The sequence below is a fragment of the Rudaea cellulosilytica DSM 22992 genome (assembly GCF_000378125.1).
GTDB lineage: Bacteria > Pseudomonadota > Gammaproteobacteria > Xanthomonadales > Rhodanobacteraceae > Rudaea > Rudaea cellulosilytica.
Genome location: NZ_KB899244.1, coordinates 90077 through 104908, shown reverse-complemented (window position 1 = coordinate 104908; position 14832 = coordinate 90077). Strand labels below are relative to the sequence as shown.

The following is a 14832-nucleotide window of genomic DNA, read 5'->3' as shown; positions in this document are numbered from 1 at the left end:
GGCCTCTCAGTGGTCGTGGCTTGCGCCCGACTTTTCGATGTCGGCCTTGATCAGGAAGCTCTGCTCGGTCACGTAGCGTGTACCGGGCGCCAAGCCTTCCTGTACTTCGACCATCTTCTCGTCGCGCGCGCCGAGTTCGAGCATGCGCACCTCGTAGGTGTCGGCGGCCTGGGCGAAGACGACGGTGAAATCGCGAAACCGCTGCAAGCCGGCCACGTCGACCGCGAGCGGCACTTCGTGCGTAGCCACGGTCACGTCGGCGCTGACCGCGAGGCCGGGCCGCCAGGCGCCGTCGGGATTCGGCAGGCGCACGCGCGCGACCACGCTCTGGCTGTCGACTGCGGCGATCGGCAGCAGGCGATCGAGCGCGGCGTCTGCGCTCGTCTCATTGAATGTCGAGCGCACAGTGACCGGCTGCCCCGGCTTGAGCCTGGCTGCGCCGGCGCCGAACGCATGCAGATCGATCCATACATTCGAGAGATCGGCGATCTCGAACAGCGCCGACTCGCCGGCAACGTCGCCGACGTTGGTTGCGCGCGCGGTGACGACACCACCGATCGGCGCCGTTACCGCGTAGGACTTAAGGCTTTCGTTGCTCTCGACGACAGCGAGCACCTGACCGGCCGTGACCGTGTCGCCGAGGCCGGCGCGCACTTCGCGCACCGGTCCCGGAAAGCGCGCGCGCACCTTGGCGAGGCGGTTCTCGTCGACCGCGACCACGCCGAGCAGATGCACGCGATCTCGGATCGTCGCCGGCCCGGCGACGGCAGTCTTGATGCCGGCCGTTTCGGCGGTCGCTGCCGGAATCGTGGTGCGGCCTTCGTAGGAGGCGTAGCTCCACTGGTGTGATTTTCCGTTCGCCGTCGCACTGACCTTGACGTCGAACGAATGCGGCTCGTGCACGGTTGCATTCGCCTGCAGGTGATCGGCCTGCGCCACGAACGCAAAGCGGTCGACGACTCCGCCGAGGCGCGCAACTTCGATCGTGGCCTGCAAGTCTGTGGTGGCAAGCGGCTTGTCTTTCGCGTAGGTGTAGAGGCGAAACTGCGGCGGCACGCCGGTTTCGAAGATCGTCACTTCGAGCGCAAAATCGCCGTCGCGCAGCAGGCGGCCGCGATGCGGACCGCGTTCGAATTCTTCTTTCGCCGCCTCGCTTTCGGCAGCATGGGAAAGCGGTGTATGCCACGCCACCGCGGCGAAAACGAAGAGCGCCGACAGGCGCAGAAAGGAATACAGACGGTTCATGAATTTTTCTCCATGGCGGCGGTGTCGACGCTGCGGCCGACCAGGCGTTCGAGCTCGACGTAGAGCAAGTGGTATTCGCGCGCGGCATCGATCGCTTCGCGCTGCACAGTCAGCAGTTGCTGCTGCGCGTCGACCAGTTCGAGATAGGAATAGCGACCGACGGCGAATCCCTGCTCGGTGAGTTTCAGTGTGCGTTCGGATTCGGGAATCACGCGCGTGCGCAAGGTGTCGGCCTGGGTGCGTGCGTGCAGCAGTTCCTGATAGACCGCGTACAAAGTGCGGTAAAGATCGGTGCGCACGCCGCTCGCTTCGGCGTCGACGGCTTCGCGGCGCTGTTCTGCCTCACGTTCGAATGGGGCAGCACGCGAGGCGGAGCCGAACGGCACGGTCACACTGAGCACGAAGGCCTGATCGCTCTGCGCTTCGACCCGACGGATGCCGGCATTGAAGCTGATATCGGCGCTGCGATTGGCGCGAGCGACGGCGATGCGTGCGTCTTCGAGGCGCTGCGCGGAGGCGAAGCGGGCGAGGTTCGGATTACGCTCGAGCCCGGCGATCAGCGCGTCGAACGATTCCGGTTCGGGCAACGTGTAGAACGCAGCGTCGACGCGGTCGAAGCCTGCCTCGCGCGCGTTCCAGGTAGCTGCAAGCGCGATGCGCGAACTTTTGAGTTCGTGCTCTGCGTGTTCGGCGGCGATCTCCGCGCGCGCCAGCGTGACGCGCGTTTTGCCGAGTTCGGCATCGCCAGCCTTTGCCGCGCGCACGCGTTGCTCGACCAGCTCGACACTGCGTCGGGCGAGCGCGGTCGCACGCTCGGTCAGCGCGATGCTTTCCTGATCCGAAACGACGTGAATGAAGCGGCGCGCGACTTCGGCGAGCAGATCCAGGCGAGCCACGTCCTGGTCGGCGACGAGCAAAGCACGCTCGCTGTCGGATTCATCGATGCGGCGCGTGCGCTTGTCGCCGCGCTCGATGACGGTGCCCAGACGCAACGTCGTTTCGAGTCCGCGGCCGTTGCGCAAGCTGCCGCTGCCGAGAAAATTCTCGGCTTCGAGGGTTGCATGCCAGGCCGGCTTGAGGGCGGCCTGGTCGCGTCGCGCCTCCTGAGCGCGCAGCGAATACACGGCGGCTTGCAACGCCGGGTTGTTGCGGAGTACGCGGTCCACGGCGTCGGTGAGCGTGAGCGAAGACGGTGTTGCCGGTACGGCAGAATTACCGGGCTGTGGCGCTTCGGCAACAGCCACGATTGGCGTCATGGCCGCGAGGGCCAGCGCCAGAAAAGAATGACGAAACACGGAAGAATCCTCCGATCGACGGACAAGCCACTGCACGCCAGTGGCGTGCAGCACGAAAAGCCGCGTCAGGCGCGGCTAGCGTCGTCGATCAAACGATCGGAGGTCGGAAGGGGTTGTTCGGCGGGCTGTCGTGTTCGCGCTGTGGTTTGCGCATCACGACGAAGGCGGCGTTGGGTACGACGGCAAGCGCAAAGATGTCCACGGACAGACTGGCGCATTGGCAGCCGAAATGTGCATGGCCCAACGTAAGCAGATCTTCCAGCGGGTTGCCGCTGTGATGGTGGCCGTGGTTGCGGATTTCGTCCAGTTCTTGCGCCGTTGGAGCAGGGATGGCCATCAGTGACGGACTTGCCTGCGCGGCGACAACCATCGAACGGGGCTGCGAGTCGTTGGCGAAGTCGGCGACGCCGAACCCGCCGGTCATCACCACAAAGAACGCCACGAGCCAACCACATACGCAAGAAAGCGGTGCAGAGAAGGGCGAGTGCTGGCGAGCGCCGGAGGACATCGTCGAAATGGTAGTCGGCGTGGACGCAGTAAGCAAACGCTCCCGCGAGAACACGATCGTTTGTGCCACCGTCATCGAGTGGAGGCGGGCAATTGTCGCTCGACCAATGCCGCGAACCAGGCGATGGCATACGGCAGCGCGGCGTCGTTGAAATCGTAACTGGGATGATGCAGTGGCCGCTCGCCATCCGCTCCCGGATCGGCGCGCCCCTGACCGAGCCACAGATAAGCGCCCGGCCGCGCCTGCAGCATGAAAGCGAAATCCTCGGAAGTGAATGCGGGCGCGGGTGCCTCCATTGCATGCAGTCCCGCGATTTTGGCGGCAGCCAGTGCAACCGCAGCTTCATCGCGGCTGTTGATCGTGGCGGGGTAGTAACGCAGATAATCGATGGTCATGCGCGTGCCGGTGGAAGAAGCGACGCCCGCAACGACTTCGCGCAAGCGCGCCTCGATGCGGTCTTGCACCTGCGGATTGAAACTACGCACGGTGCCGACGACGACGACTTTTGTGGGTAGTACGTTGTGCGCGTGGCCGCCCTCGATCTTTGTCACCGACAGCACTGCCGATTCGTTCGGATCGATGTCGCGCGCAACGATGGTGTTCAGCTGCAACACCAAATGACTGGCGGCAAGGATCGCATCGGGCGTCAGTTGAGGGAATGCGGCATGTCCGCCGCGACCATGGATTTCGATCTCGAAACGATCGGCCGCAGCCATGATCGGTCCCGCTCGCGTCTGCGCCGAGCCCAGAGGCAAGGCCGGCCAGTTGTGCAGCGCGTAGACCTCGTCGCACGGGAAGCGCTCGAACAAGCCATCACGAATCATCGCGGCCGCACCGCCTTGACCCTCTTCCGCAGGTTGGAAGATGAAGTGCACGGTGCCGTCGAAATTGCACGTGCGCACCAGATGACGCGCGGCGCCGATCAGCGCCGCAGTGTGGCCGTCGTGGCCGCAGCCGTGATGAACGCCGCGGTGTTTGCTGGCGTACGTAAGTCCGCTGGTCTCGACGATAGGCAATGCATCCATGTCCGCACGCAGTCCGATGCTGCCCATGCCACCGCCGTGGCGCAGCGTCGCCACGACCCCGGTGCCGCCGATGCCGGTCGCGACCTCCAGACCGAGATCCCGCATCGTGTCGGCGACTAGGATCGACGTACGATGCTCGGCAAATGCAAGTTCGGGATGCGCATGCAGATCACGCCGCAGCGTTTGCAGGTCGGGAAGCAGGTCGGCGACGGCAGTGAGGGTGGCGGTCACAATGGATGGCGAGGCGTTGTCGAAAAGAAGCGCTGCCGATTAGAGATGCTGGCTGAACAACTGCTCGATCGGCAGGTGGTTCTTGATGAAGGGCGTCTTGATGACGATGTAGCTGAAATATTTTTCGATGCCGATGTTGCGTTCGAGCAGCCCTTCCATCAGCGACTGGTAGTGGTTGACGCCGCGTGCGACGAACTTGAGCAGGTAGTCGTAGCCGCCGCTGACCAGGTGGCATTCGATGATCTCGTCGACCTGGCGGATCGCCTTCTCGAAGCGGCTGAAATCCTCGGCGTGGTGATCAGACAGGGTGACTTCGGTAAACACGGTAAGGACGTCGCCGAGTTTGGCCAGGTCGATCTGCGCCGAATAACTGGTGATGTAGCCGGCCTGTTCCAGCCGCTTGACCCGCACGAGACACGGGCTCGGCGACAGGCACACGGCGTTGGAGAGTTCGACGTTGGTGATCCGCCCGTTCTTCTGCAGATGGGCCAGGATACGCAGGTCGATGCGGTCTAGTTTGAAGGGAGTGACCACGGTGATTGCCTGGATGGATGGACCTTCTGGATTCTGTGGAAGCGGACGCAGCGGGTCAATGTCTTCTGTACAGCCGCCTCATGCAGCCATTGCGGAGCGCACTTCAGGCAGCGCCAGTACCTCGTCCAGCGTCTTGCGCAGGCGCTGACCGAACAGCTGGCACTCCGCCTCGGTAATGCACAGCGCCGGCGCGAAGCCGAGGATCTGGTCGGAGAACGAGCGGAACACCAGTTTGTTCGCATAGGCGATCGCGCTGATCTTGTCGGCGAGGCCGAGTTTCGGATCGAAGCCGCGCTTCGCCGCCTTGTCGCTGACCAGTTCGATCGCCGCGAGCAGGCCACGATAACGCACATCGCCGACGAGCGGATGATCGGCGAGGCCATCGAGCGCTGCGGCGAAGTGTTTCGCCACTGCTTGGCCGTGCTCGAGCAAGCCGCCTTCATACAATCGAATCACCTCGAGCGCCACGGCTGCAGCGACTGGATGCCCCGAGTAAGTGGCGCCGTGGCCGACGACCGCGCCGGCGGGCGTGTTGTCGGCGATGCCAGCATAGACCTTTTCCGAAAGCAGCGTCGCACCCATCGGGATGTAACCCGAAGTCAGGCCCTTGGCCAAGGTCATCAAGTCCGGCTCCACGCCTTCGGAATCGCAGGCGAACATCGGGCCGGTGCGGCCGAAACCGGTGATGACTTCGTCGACGACGAACAGGACATCCAGTTCACGCGCCGTATCCTGCATCGCCTTGAGCCAGCCTTTCGGCGGAATGATGACGCCGCCGGAGCCCTGGATCGGTTCGCAGAAGAACGCGGCGACGTTGTCTGCGCCCAGTCCGGCGACCTTCGCGCGCAGCGCCGCGACCGAGGCGTCGATGATCGCCTGCGGATTGCCGTTCGCGCTGCGGTACGGATTCGGCGAAGGCAGGTAATGCTGCGTCGGCAGCGGCAGGTCGAAGCCGCGGTGGAACGCGGGCAGCGCGGTCAGGCCCGCGCCGGTCGACGACGAGCCGTGGTAGCCGCGCTCGAGCGTGATGAAGTGTTTCTTGTGCGGGCGGCCGACGCTGTTCCAGTACTGCACGATCAAGCGCACCGCGGCATCGACCGCGTCCGAACCGCCGCCGCTGAAATAGACATGGCGCAGCGAGGCGGGGCTGATCTCCACAAGCTTTTCGGCGAGCCGGATCGCCGGTTCGCTGCCGAAGGAAAAATATCCCGTCGCATAGGGCAGCTTGTTCAACTGCTTGACCGCGGCATCGACCACGCTCTGCTGACCATAGCCGACATTGACGCACCACAAGCCGGCGAAGACATCGAGCAACTCGTTGCCGTCGGCATCGCGCAGCGTGCAGCCGTGGCCCGAGTCGAGGATGGTCACGCCGCGGTGCTCGTGCGCACGCCAGGCCGAGACCGGGTGGATCAGATGCTCGCGGTCCTGCTTGCGCAGCGAAGACAGGCTCAAGGAGGAGTTCGTGGATTGGGCGGATTCTGCCGCGTCGGATGCGACGGAGGAAAGAGATTGCATGGCGCCGAATCGGATAGCGAAGGGGAAATCAGTCTAGGCGCGAGCCCGCCGCGTTAGATGCCGTCGCGGCGGTCGTTCGCGCCGGCGCATGCCGTTGTTGCGTCTGTGCCGGAAGAAGATGCGCTGAAGCTGCGGCACCGTAGCGTTATGCGAACCGTTTCGCGCTCAGCCCATCGCCTGCGTTGCCAGTGCGAACAGGCGCGGGCCTTCGTCAACGGCGGCCACGCTGCCGCGTGTCATCGCGGTCACCGTGCCGACGCGGTGCAGTTGCAGTTCTTCGAGCCAAGTGGTCAGGCCCGAGTCGAAATCGAGATCGATGCGCACGAAACGTCCTGCGGCCAGGCTGACGAGGTGAGCGATCAGCGCACGCGCGCCGATATCGTTCGAAGCAATGACCGGCCCGACGACCACGCCACGGCCGAAGCGACGCAGGATGGCATAACCATCGAGCGCGCCGCTGTGATCGAGGACCATCACGCGCTCGGCGCTGTCGATCCATCGCCGCAGCATTTTGCTGCGCGACCAGCCGCGCGCGCGCGCGTCGAGGTCGATGACAGCCGCCTCGTCGCTGCGATCGAACGGGCGCAGGCGCCAGCCTTCGTCGAGTGCGACCAGCGGCGCGTTTGCCGCGATGCCCTGGTGCTGGCGGATCTCGCCGGTACGCACAAAGCCAAGGCGTTCGTACAGGCCGCGCCCGACTTCGGTGGCGTGCAGCGAGACGCTGCGGCCTTCCAGGCCCGCGAGGATGCGGTTCATGAGTTCACTGCCGATGCGCCGCCCGCGCATGACTTCGGAGACGATGACCAAGCCCACGGTGGCATGCGTCTTACCCCAAAGCCAGCGCATTGCCGTACCGACGAGCTGGCCGTCGGCTTCGGCGACGATGCCTTCACCAAGAGAAAACGCAAATGTCCAGTCGCCCGGACGGTGTGGCCAGTGCTGATCCATCGACAGGTCCCAAGCCGCATCGAGGTCGCTGGATTTCATGGCTCGGTATGCGACGCCTTGTTCTGTCGGTATGGAGGTTTTGCGTATTGTGCTCATTGTGAAAACAAGTCGGTCTGACGGTGTGGGTTCGATTCCGGCGCAAATATACGCTGCAATCTCCAGTGCAATCTTGTTCTCTACTGATTGCACCAAAAAGCAGCAGCTTCCGCTGCGAGCGGGGGGTGGAGCGGAATTTGCTGCGCCGTCAGTGGGGAGTAAACGAAGCAAATCCCGACTACTGCCGCTTAGTATGCGGATGACATTTTCCGATACGGCTCTGCGTCTCTGAGCAAATCGTCTGCGCGCGCCCGCGGCATGGTGTGCTGCGGATGTGAGCAAAAAAGGCACGCGCGCCTCGTCGGCGCGGTCATTCGCGGATGTCGTCGATCGGGACGTATGTTCCAATCTGTTTCGAATCACGAATCGAGGTGCTGTGAAGGTGGGGCGATGAAGCTGCAGTCGTACTGGACGGACACCGTGCCGCGCTACGCGCCGCAGGCCGGCGAATGGCCGACGGCCGTAGATGTCGCCGTCGTCGGCGCGGGCTTCACCGGGTTGTCGGCCGCGCTGGCGCTGGCCGCGCGCGGCGCGCAGGTTGCGGTGCTCGAGGCCGGCGATCGCGTTGCCTTCGAGGCCTCGGGGCGCAACGGCGGTCACGTCAACAACGGTCTCGCCCATGACTATGGCGAACTTGCCGACAAGGTCGGCGTCGAACAGGCGCGTGCGTGGTATGGCGCCTACGATGCTGCAGTCGACACTGTTGAGCGAATCGTGCGCGAGGAGGCGATCGACTGCGGTTTCGCGCGCAACGGCAAGCTCAAGCTCGCGACGAAACCCGCGCACTACGACGCGCTCGCGCGCAGCGCCGAGCGCCTGCGCAGCGACGGCGTGGACGCCGACATCGAACTGCTCGATCGCGGACGCGTGCGCGAGGAAGAAATCGCGAGCGAACGTTTCGCCGGCGGCCTCGTCTACAAACGCAGCGCGCAGATGCACATGGGGCGGTTCGCCAACGGCCTCGCCGCCGCGGTCGAACGGCACGGTGGAAAGATTTTTTTGCAATCCACCGTCGAGCGCATCGAACGTAGCGGCAGCGGCAAGCCTTCGACCCTGCACACGACGCGCGGCCCACTGCGCGCCAGCCAGGTGCTGCTCGCCAATGGCGCGGGGCGCCACGGCAGCTATCGCGAATTCGGTTGGCTGCGGCGACGCATGGTGCCGGTCGGCAGTTTCATCCTCGCCACCGCGCCGCTCGGGCGCGAGCGCGCGCAAAGCCTGATCGCTCGACGGCGCACATGCACCACGGTCGCCAATATCCATCATTATTTTCGTCTCACCGACGACGATCGTTTGATCCTCGGCGGGCGTGCGCATTTCGGCGTGTCCTCACCGACTTCGGATGCGCGCAGCGCGCCGATTTTGCGCGAAGGGATGCTCGGCATTTTTCCGCAGTTGGCCGATGTCGAAATCGACTACTGCTGGGGCGGCGTCGTCGACATGACGCGCGACCGCCTGCCGCAGGCCGGCGAGCGCAATGGCGTGTGGTATAGCACCGGCTACAGCGGCCACGGCACGCAGATGTCGGTGCACATGGGCCAGATCATGGCGCGGCTCATCGCCGGCGAAGCGGTGCCGAATCCCTGGGGCGGCCGTCCCTGGCCGGCGATTCCAGGTCACTTCGGCCCGCCGTGGTTCCTGCCTTTGGTCGGTGCGTACTACCGGGCCAAGGACCGGTTTTCGTGAGATCGGCAGTCCGTCCGATCTGCATTGCGAATGCTGGATGCCGCGGCCTGCTCATGATTGAAACGACACCGTCATTGGGAAAACGGCCGGAGATCCGACGATGACACTACTTCTTCTGTCGACGCCGGAACGGGGCAAGATTTGGCCACGCGTCTTTGCCGAAGCCGGCGAGGACATCCTCGTCGGCGAACAGGCGGTACATGATCCATCTGCGATCGAACACATTGCCTGCTGGTATCCGCCGAAAGATTTATCGGTCTACACCCAGCTCAAGACCCTCATCTCGGTCGGCGCCGGCGTCGATCATCTGCCGGCGTTGCCCGAGGGCATTGCTCTGTCGCGCACGATCGCTCCCGGCCTCGAGGCCATGATGCGGGACTGGGTCGTGATGGCGACGCTGATGTCGCACCGGGACATGCCGATGTACATCGCCCAGGCCCGCCAGGGTGTGTGGAAGGCGGGCAGTGTCGCGGCGACCGGCAAGCGTACGGTCGGCATCTTGGGCATGGGGCGAATCGGGCGGTTGGCTGCGGTCAGCCTTCTCGCGCTTGGCTTTCGCGTGCGTGGCTGGAGCTTGTCCGGTGCGACGGTCGACGACATCGAGATGTTTGCCGCCGACGATCTCGACGTCTTCCTGGCTGGCGTCGACATCCTCGTCTGCTTGCTGCCGCTCACCGAACGGACGCGCGGCATTCTCGGCGATGCGCTGTTCGGCAAACTTCCGCGCGGCGCACGCCTCGTTCACGCCGGGCGCGGCGGCCATCTCGACATGACCGCGCTTGCACGTGCGCTCGACGACGGACAACTGGCCTCGGCGATTCTCGATGTGACCGAGCCGGAGCCTCTGCCTGCGGAACATCCGTTCTGGAACGATCCGCGCATCGTCATCACCCCGCACGTCGCCGCGCAGACCGATGCGCGCGAGGGCGCGATGCATGCGCTGGCTGTGATTCGTGCGGTGCGCGAAGGCCGGCCGATTCCGGGCCTGGTCGCGCGCGAACGCGGTTATTAGGAATTGGAGAACTTATGCCTGCGCCTCTGTTGAGGATGGAAACGCCCGATACCCTGCCGGCGAGTGCCGACTGCGTCGTGATTGGCGCCGGCATCGTCGGAGTCAGCGCGGCGTACTGGCTGGCACGCGCCGGTCGGCGCGTCGTATTGCTCGAAAAGGGGTTGATCGGCGCCGAACAATCCAGTCGCAACTGGGGCTGGTGTCGTCAGCAGAATCGCGACGCGCGCGAATTGCCGCTGTCCACCAAGAGCCTTGCGCTCTGGGAAGAGATGACTGCGGACATCGGCGAGGATATGGGGTTCTCGCGCTGCGGCCTGCTGTATCTGTCCGACGACGAGCAGGAGATCGACACCTGGGCGGCGTGGGGAAAGTTCGCTCGCGGCGAGGGAATCGTCACCGACATGCTGAGCGCTGCGGAGGCGACTGAACGCGGCGCGGCAACGGGCAAGCCGTGGAAAGGCGGCGTATGGTCGCCGACCGACGGAACCGCGGATCCTTCGCGCGCGGCCCCCACGATAGCCAAGGGTGTACTCAAACACGGCGGCATGGTCATTCAGAACTGCGCCGCGCGTGGTATCGAGCGGCAGGCGGGAGCCGTGTGCGGCGTCATCACCGAGCGCGGCGTGATCCGCACGCGCCAGGTGGTTCTGTCGGGCGGCGCCTGGTCGGCGAGTTTCCTGTATCAGATGGGCATCGGGTTTCCGCAGGCTTCGGTACGCGGCTCCATTCTGTCCGTGGCGCCGGGTGCGCGCGGCCTTCCAGCGGCGCTGCACACATCTGCCGCTTCGGTGACGCGCCGGGCCGACGGCGGTTACACCCTGGCAATTTCCCGTTTCGCCCAGCTCGACCCCACGCCGGGTGCGATCTATGGCGCGAAGCATTTCGTGCCGATGTTCGCCAAGCGCTGGCGCTTGCTTTCCCTCGGAGGCTTGCAGGCGTGGCAGGCGGGTTTCGAGACGCGCAAGCGTTGGGCGATGGATCGGCCGACACCGATGGAAGCGATGCGCATCCTCGATCCGCGTCCTTCGCGCAAGGCGCTGGACCTGACGCTGCAACGTGCACGCAACCTGCTGCCCGGATTGCGCGAGGTGCCAGTGCAGGCCGAGTGGGCGAGCTATGTCGATTCGACGCCGGACGGCGTCCCGGTGATCGACGGCAACATCGGCCTGCAGGGTTTGTTCCTCGCGGCGGGTTTTTCCGGACACGGCTTCGGCATCGGCCCGGGCGCCGGTCATCTGGTGGCCGACCTGATGCTTGGCCGCGAGCCGATCACGGACGTGTCGCAGTATCGACTGTCGCGTTTCGGGCAGGCGCAATGGGGCAAGGTGTCGGAGTTCTGATGCTTGGCCGCGCGCGGTCATGGTTGAACGCGCGCTTTGGGTTTTGTGCTGAAACGCCAGTGCAATTCCGTATTAACGCCTGCGCGCGGCGCGCCTTTCGTCCTGTTTCGGCGGAATGTCCGTGTTAGCGTTCCAATACGTTCAATCCATGCAGAGAGCCGGCGTATGAAAGCTTCGAAGTTGTTCGTTTCAGCAATCACCGCCGTCGCGGCGGGATGTGTTCTGCTCGCATCGGTCGACGCTTCCGCGCATGCGATCTGGTTTGCCCAGCGCTCTAAGCAGTTGGCCTTGATCTACGGCGTGGGTGCCGACGATCTGGATGCGGTCAAGCGCCTGCCGTTGATCAATGCGTCGAAAGGCTACGACGCGGCATGGAAAGAGGTTCCGGTCTCGTTCAAGGCCAACGGCCCCATCGTGACGGTCGACAGCGAGGTCCCTCTGACGGCGGTCACCGCAGTGATGGATTACGGCGTCTGGGCGCGGGCCAAGGACGGCGAGTTCTACAAGAAAACGCGCGTGGAAATGCCCGACGCCGTCATGGTCGAGCACAACTACAAATTCGGTGTGTACCTGAATTCGCTGACGGCGACGGTGCCCGCGCTGGCCGGACAGACTTTGCAATTGGTGCCGATCGGCCCGATCCCGGATCAGATGGGCAAACCGGGCAAGTTCAAGGTGTTGTTCAACGGCAAACCGCAGGCCGGCGTGCAGATCATGCACGACTACGTCAACGATCCCGATCAGACGCCGCAAGTCACCGCCGCCGACGGTACGGTGACAGTGAATATCCGCAATCAGGGTCCGAATGTACTCGCCGCGATCTATGTCGGTCCCACCGACGACAAGGCGAAGTACGACAAGATCGAATATCGCGCGACGCTGTCGTTCGCGCTGCCGCACAAGCCCGAATGACCGTCGTGAAAATCCGGAGATATTCCCATGCGTAAATTCGCTCTGGCCCTGATCGCGATGCTTGCCCTGGTTCCCGCGGCGAGCTTCGCCCACGGCAACATGAAACCGCAGCACGGCGGCATCGTGCAGATGTCGGGCGAGACGGTTTTCGAACTCGTCGTGAAGCCAGCTTCCGTCGAGTTGTACGTCAGCGAGGACGACGATGCCGTCGCGCCTGCGGACGCGACCGCGAATCTCGTGATCACCGTTGGCGGGAAAGAGACCGATGTGCCGATGAGCGCGGGGGCGAACAACGGCTTCGTCGCGCAGACGACGTTGTCGAAGGGAGCGAGTGTCGGCGTCGTGGTGAAGTACAAGAACGGCAGCAAGACGTTCACGACCTACACGCTGAAGTAAGCAGCTTTCCGGAGATACGTATGAGCACCCGGTGTCCGCCGTCGAGGCGGGATTGGTCGCGCGCGGCCTGGATTCTCGGCACGGTCGTTGTAATGGCCGCGCTCGCCCTGGCAGCGCCGGAGGCGTTCGCTCACGGCGTATCCGACAAGGACAAGCTCTACATCCAGTCGGTATCGGGAGTGCATGCGCTGCCGTATGCGTATCTGGGCGCCAAACACATGGTGACCGGATACGATCATCTGCTGTTCTTGTTCGGGGTGATCTTCTTCCTCTACCGGCTGAAGGATGTGGTGCGCTACGTGACCCTGTTCGCCGTGGGCCACTCGGTCACGCTGCTGCTCGGCGTGCTGCTCAACCTCCACGCCAGTCCGTACATCGTCGACGCAATCATCGGTCTGTCGGTCGTCTACAAGGGCTTCGACAATCTGGGTGGTTTCCAACGCCTGCTCGGATTCGAGCCCAATCCGCAGGCGGCTGTCCTCATCTTCGGGTTTTTCCATGGCTTCGGTCTGGCGACCAAGATCCAGGAACTGGCTTTCTCGCGCGAAGGGCTCCTGGGCAATCTGATCAGCTTCAATGTCGGCGTCGAAATCGGCCAGTTCCTGGCGCTGTCGATGATCCTCATCGCGATGACGTTCTGGCGGCAGACGACATCGTTCGGCCGCAGCGCGGTCTTCGCCAACGGCGCACTGATGTGCGCGGGCTTCATTCTTATCGGCTATCAATTGTCGGGTTTGTTACAGGTCACATCCACATGAGCAGCATTGCATCGGTTACGCCGTATCAGGTGTCGGCGCCCGTCCTCGTCAAGGTATCGGCGATGGCCTTCGCCGTCGCGATCGTCATTCTCGTGTTGTTCGTCCTGCCGGCGGAGCGGGGCATCGATCTCACCGGACTCGGCAAGCGCATCGGGCTGACTCAGATGGCGCGAGGCGAGGACACTGTCGACGACACGCCCAAGGCGACGTCGTCGTCGGAAGTCGCGGCCTACGCGGTACCGGCGCAGACCAAGGAATCCATCGTCAAGACCACACCGTTCCGCAGCGACGAAAAGGAGATCACGATTGCGCCGCACGAGGGCTTGGAAATCAAAGCGCACATGAAGACGGGCGATCACTTCATTTACACCTGGACGGCCAGCGCGCCGGTCAAGGCCGACATGCACGGCGAGAAGAAAGGCGACACTAGCGGCGACTTCACCCAGTATTGGAAAGAGAAGGGCTTGAGCGAGGACCGCGGCGCGCTGACCGCACCGTTCGAAGGCACTCACGGCTGGTATTTTCGCAACCAAGGGGAAGTACCGCTGACCGTGAAAGTAAAAACCTGGGGCTTTTACGAAGATCTGTTCGAGCCGAAGCACTAGCGCAACAGAGTCAATTCGGAACTGTCGCCGTATATTGACCGGCGAGGACAACGACATGCAGGACCAATCCTCTTCGACACGCGTGTGGGATTTGCCGACGCGCCTGTTCCACTGGACACTCGTCGCGCTGATTGCACTGCAATTCGCGACGGCCGAGTTCGGCTTTCTTTCGATGCAATGGCACGCCCGCTTCGGCTGGGCGACGATTGCGCTGATCGCATTCCGCATCGTCTGGGGCTTCGCCGGTTCGCAGACCAGCCGCTTCGCCGAGTTCGTGCGCGGCCCGGCAGCCGTTGCGCGTTACGTCGCGGCGATGGCAAAGAAGCCGCAGACGCAGCTCGGCCACAATCCGCTCGGCGGCTGGTCGGTAATCGCGATGCTCGTGTGCGTGCTCGTGCAGGCGCTCAGCGGCCTGTTCACGACGGACGACATCGACGAGGAAGGGCCGTTCGTTGGTTCGGTGTCAGCGGCGACGGTCAGGTTCGCGACGAAGCTGCATCATCTCGGCGAGACCGTGCTGCTCGCGCTGATCGCATTGCATGTCGTCGCAGTGCTGCTGCACTGGCTGCTCAAACGCGACAACTTGATCGGCGCGATGATCACGGGGCGCAAACAGAGCGACGCGTCCGCGCCGTTGCGTTTCGTCAGCAGCTGGCGTGCGCTGATCTGGTTCGCGCTCGTGGCGGCTGTCGTCGCCGTGTTGAGTCGGTTCGGCGATTAGGC

At 63.9% G+C, this 14832-nt stretch carries 15 protein-coding genes; 8 read left to right on the top strand and 7 right to left on the bottom strand.

What is annotated here, in order from left to right:
- Positions 1 to 6: 6 nt before the first annotated feature.
- The 7 genes from F455_RS0117040 to F455_RS0117010 form a co-directional block, all read right to left on the bottom strand.
- Entirely contained in the window at positions 7 to 1245 is a 1239-nt protein-coding gene (locus F455_RS0117040; protein WP_018974528.1) for an efflux RND transporter periplasmic adaptor subunit, read from the bottom strand.
- On the bottom strand, positions 1242 to 2540 hold the full coding sequence (locus F455_RS0117035; RefSeq protein ID WP_169337371.1) for a TolC family protein: 1299 nt from the start codon (positions 2538 to 2540) through the stop codon (positions 1242 to 1244). The genes F455_RS0117040 and F455_RS0117035 overlap by 4 nt, the downstream gene beginning before the upstream one ends.
- Before the next feature lie 88 nt (positions 2541 to 2628).
- Complete coding sequence (locus F455_RS0117030) at positions 2629 to 3123, bottom strand: hypothetical protein (protein WP_157578997.1); 495 nt, start codon at positions 3121 to 3123, stop codon at positions 2629 to 2631.
- Complete coding sequence (locus tag F455_RS0117025) at positions 3120 to 4304, bottom strand: M20 aminoacylase family protein (protein WP_018974525.1); 1185 nt, start codon at positions 4302 to 4304, stop codon at positions 3120 to 3122. Before F455_RS0117025 ends, F455_RS0117030 begins: the two co-directional genes overlap by 4 nt.
- A gap of 39 nt (positions 4305 to 4343) precedes the next feature.
- The gene (locus tag F455_RS0117020; RefSeq protein WP_018974524.1) at positions 4344 to 4838 is read right to left on the bottom strand and encodes an Lrp/AsnC family transcriptional regulator; all 495 of its coding nucleotides are present in this window, start codon (positions 4836 to 4838) and stop codon (positions 4344 to 4346) included.
- 78 nt (positions 4839 to 4916) lie between these two features.
- Positions 4917 to 6293 carry an aminotransferase class III-fold pyridoxal phosphate-dependent enzyme gene (locus F455_RS0117015; protein ID WP_018974523.1) on the bottom strand — a complete coding sequence of 459 codons (1377 nt, stop codon included), beginning with the start codon at positions 6291 to 6293 and terminating at the stop codon, positions 4917 to 4919.
- Positions 6294 to 6521: 228 nt separating this feature from the next.
- The gene (locus tag F455_RS0117010) at positions 6522 to 7343 is read right to left on the bottom strand and encodes a GNAT family N-acetyltransferase (RefSeq protein ID WP_018974522.1); all 822 of its coding nucleotides are present in this window, start codon (positions 7341 to 7343) and stop codon (positions 6522 to 6524) included.
- 447 nt (positions 7344 to 7790) lie between these two features.
- Here F455_RS0117010 and F455_RS0117005 point away from each other — a divergent pair, with 447 nt between their 5' ends.
- The 8 genes from F455_RS0117005 (at position 7791) to F455_RS0116970 (ending at position 14830) form a co-directional block, all read left to right on the top strand.
- A complete protein-coding gene (locus F455_RS0117005) occupies positions 7791 to 9086 on the top strand; it encodes an NAD(P)/FAD-dependent oxidoreductase (RefSeq protein ID WP_018974521.1) in 1296 nt (431 codons plus the stop codon).
- Between the two features lie 100 nt (positions 9087 to 9186).
- The gene (locus F455_RS0117000; protein ID WP_018974520.1) at positions 9187 to 10098 is read left to right on the top strand and encodes a 2-hydroxyacid dehydrogenase; all 912 of its coding nucleotides are present in this window, start codon (positions 9187 to 9189) and stop codon (positions 10096 to 10098) included.
- A 14-nt stretch (positions 10099 to 10112) separates the two neighbouring features.
- On the top strand, positions 10113 to 11438 hold the full coding sequence (locus F455_RS0116995; RefSeq protein WP_026293490.1) for an NAD(P)/FAD-dependent oxidoreductase: 1326 nt from the start codon (positions 10113 to 10115) through the stop codon (positions 11436 to 11438).
- Between the two features lie 165 nt (positions 11439 to 11603).
- A complete protein-coding gene (locus F455_RS0116990) occupies positions 11604 to 12350 on the top strand; it encodes a DUF4198 domain-containing protein (protein ID WP_018974518.1) in 747 nt (248 codons plus the stop codon).
- Positions 12351 to 12377: 27 nt separating this feature from the next.
- Positions 12378 to 12746, top strand: coding sequence for a hypothetical protein (locus F455_RS0116985; RefSeq protein ID WP_018974517.1), 369 nt, complete (start codon positions 12378 to 12380; stop codon positions 12744 to 12746).
- A 92-nt stretch (positions 12747 to 12838) separates the two neighbouring features.
- Positions 12839 to 13504: a HupE/UreJ family protein gene (locus F455_RS21285; protein ID WP_018974516.1), complete on the top strand. Its 666-nt coding sequence runs from the start codon at positions 12839 to 12841 to the stop codon at positions 13502 to 13504.
- Positions 13501 to 14109, top strand: a complete 609-nt coding sequence (locus F455_RS0116975; protein WP_018974515.1) for a hypothetical protein — start codon at positions 13501 to 13503, stop codon at positions 14107 to 14109. The genes F455_RS21285 and F455_RS0116975 overlap by 4 nt, the downstream gene beginning before the upstream one ends.
- Before the next feature lie 55 nt (positions 14110 to 14164).
- The gene (locus F455_RS0116970; protein ID WP_026293489.1) at positions 14165 to 14830 is read left to right on the top strand and encodes a cytochrome b/b6 domain-containing protein; all 666 of its coding nucleotides are present in this window, start codon (positions 14165 to 14167) and stop codon (positions 14828 to 14830) included.
- The last annotated feature ends 2 nt before the right edge of the window (positions 14831 to 14832 follow it).

What these genes read in the sequence shown, in the direction of transcription:
- F455_RS0117040 (WP_018974528.1), bottom strand. Translation starts at nt 1,245, where the DNA reads ATGAACCGTCTGTATTCCTTTCTGCGCCTGTCGGCGCTCTTCGTTTTC.
- F455_RS0117030 (WP_157578997.1), bottom strand. Translation starts at nt 3,123, where the DNA reads ATGACGGTGGCACAAACGATCGTGTTCTCGCGGGAGCGTTTGCTTACT.
- F455_RS0117010 (WP_018974522.1), bottom strand. Translation starts at nt 7,343, where the DNA reads ATGAAATCCAGCGACCTCGATGCGGCTTGGGACCTGTCGATGGATCAG.
- F455_RS0117005 (WP_018974521.1), top strand. Translation starts at nt 7,791, where the DNA reads ATGAAGCTGCAGTCGTACTGGACGGACACCGTGCCGCGCTACGCGCCG.
- F455_RS0117000 (WP_018974520.1), top strand. Translation starts at nt 9,187, where the DNA reads ATGACACTACTTCTTCTGTCGACGCCGGAACGGGGCAAGATTTGGCCA.
- F455_RS0116995 (WP_026293490.1), top strand. Translation starts at nt 10,113, where the DNA reads ATGCCTGCGCCTCTGTTGAGGATGGAAACGCCCGATACCCTGCCGGCG.
- F455_RS0116990 (WP_018974518.1), top strand. Translation starts at nt 11,604, where the DNA reads ATGAAAGCTTCGAAGTTGTTCGTTTCAGCAATCACCGCCGTCGCGGCG.
- F455_RS0116985 (WP_018974517.1), top strand. Translation starts at nt 12,378, where the DNA reads ATGCGTAAATTCGCTCTGGCCCTGATCGCGATGCTTGCCCTGGTTCCC.
- F455_RS21285 (WP_018974516.1), top strand. Translation starts at nt 12,839, where the DNA reads ATGGCCGCGCTCGCCCTGGCAGCGCCGGAGGCGTTCGCTCACGGCGTA.
- F455_RS0116975 (WP_018974515.1), top strand. Translation starts at nt 13,501, where the DNA reads ATGAGCAGCATTGCATCGGTTACGCCGTATCAGGTGTCGGCGCCCGTC.
- F455_RS0116970 (WP_026293489.1), top strand. Translation starts at nt 14,165, where the DNA reads ATGCAGGACCAATCCTCTTCGACACGCGTGTGGGATTTGCCGACGCGC.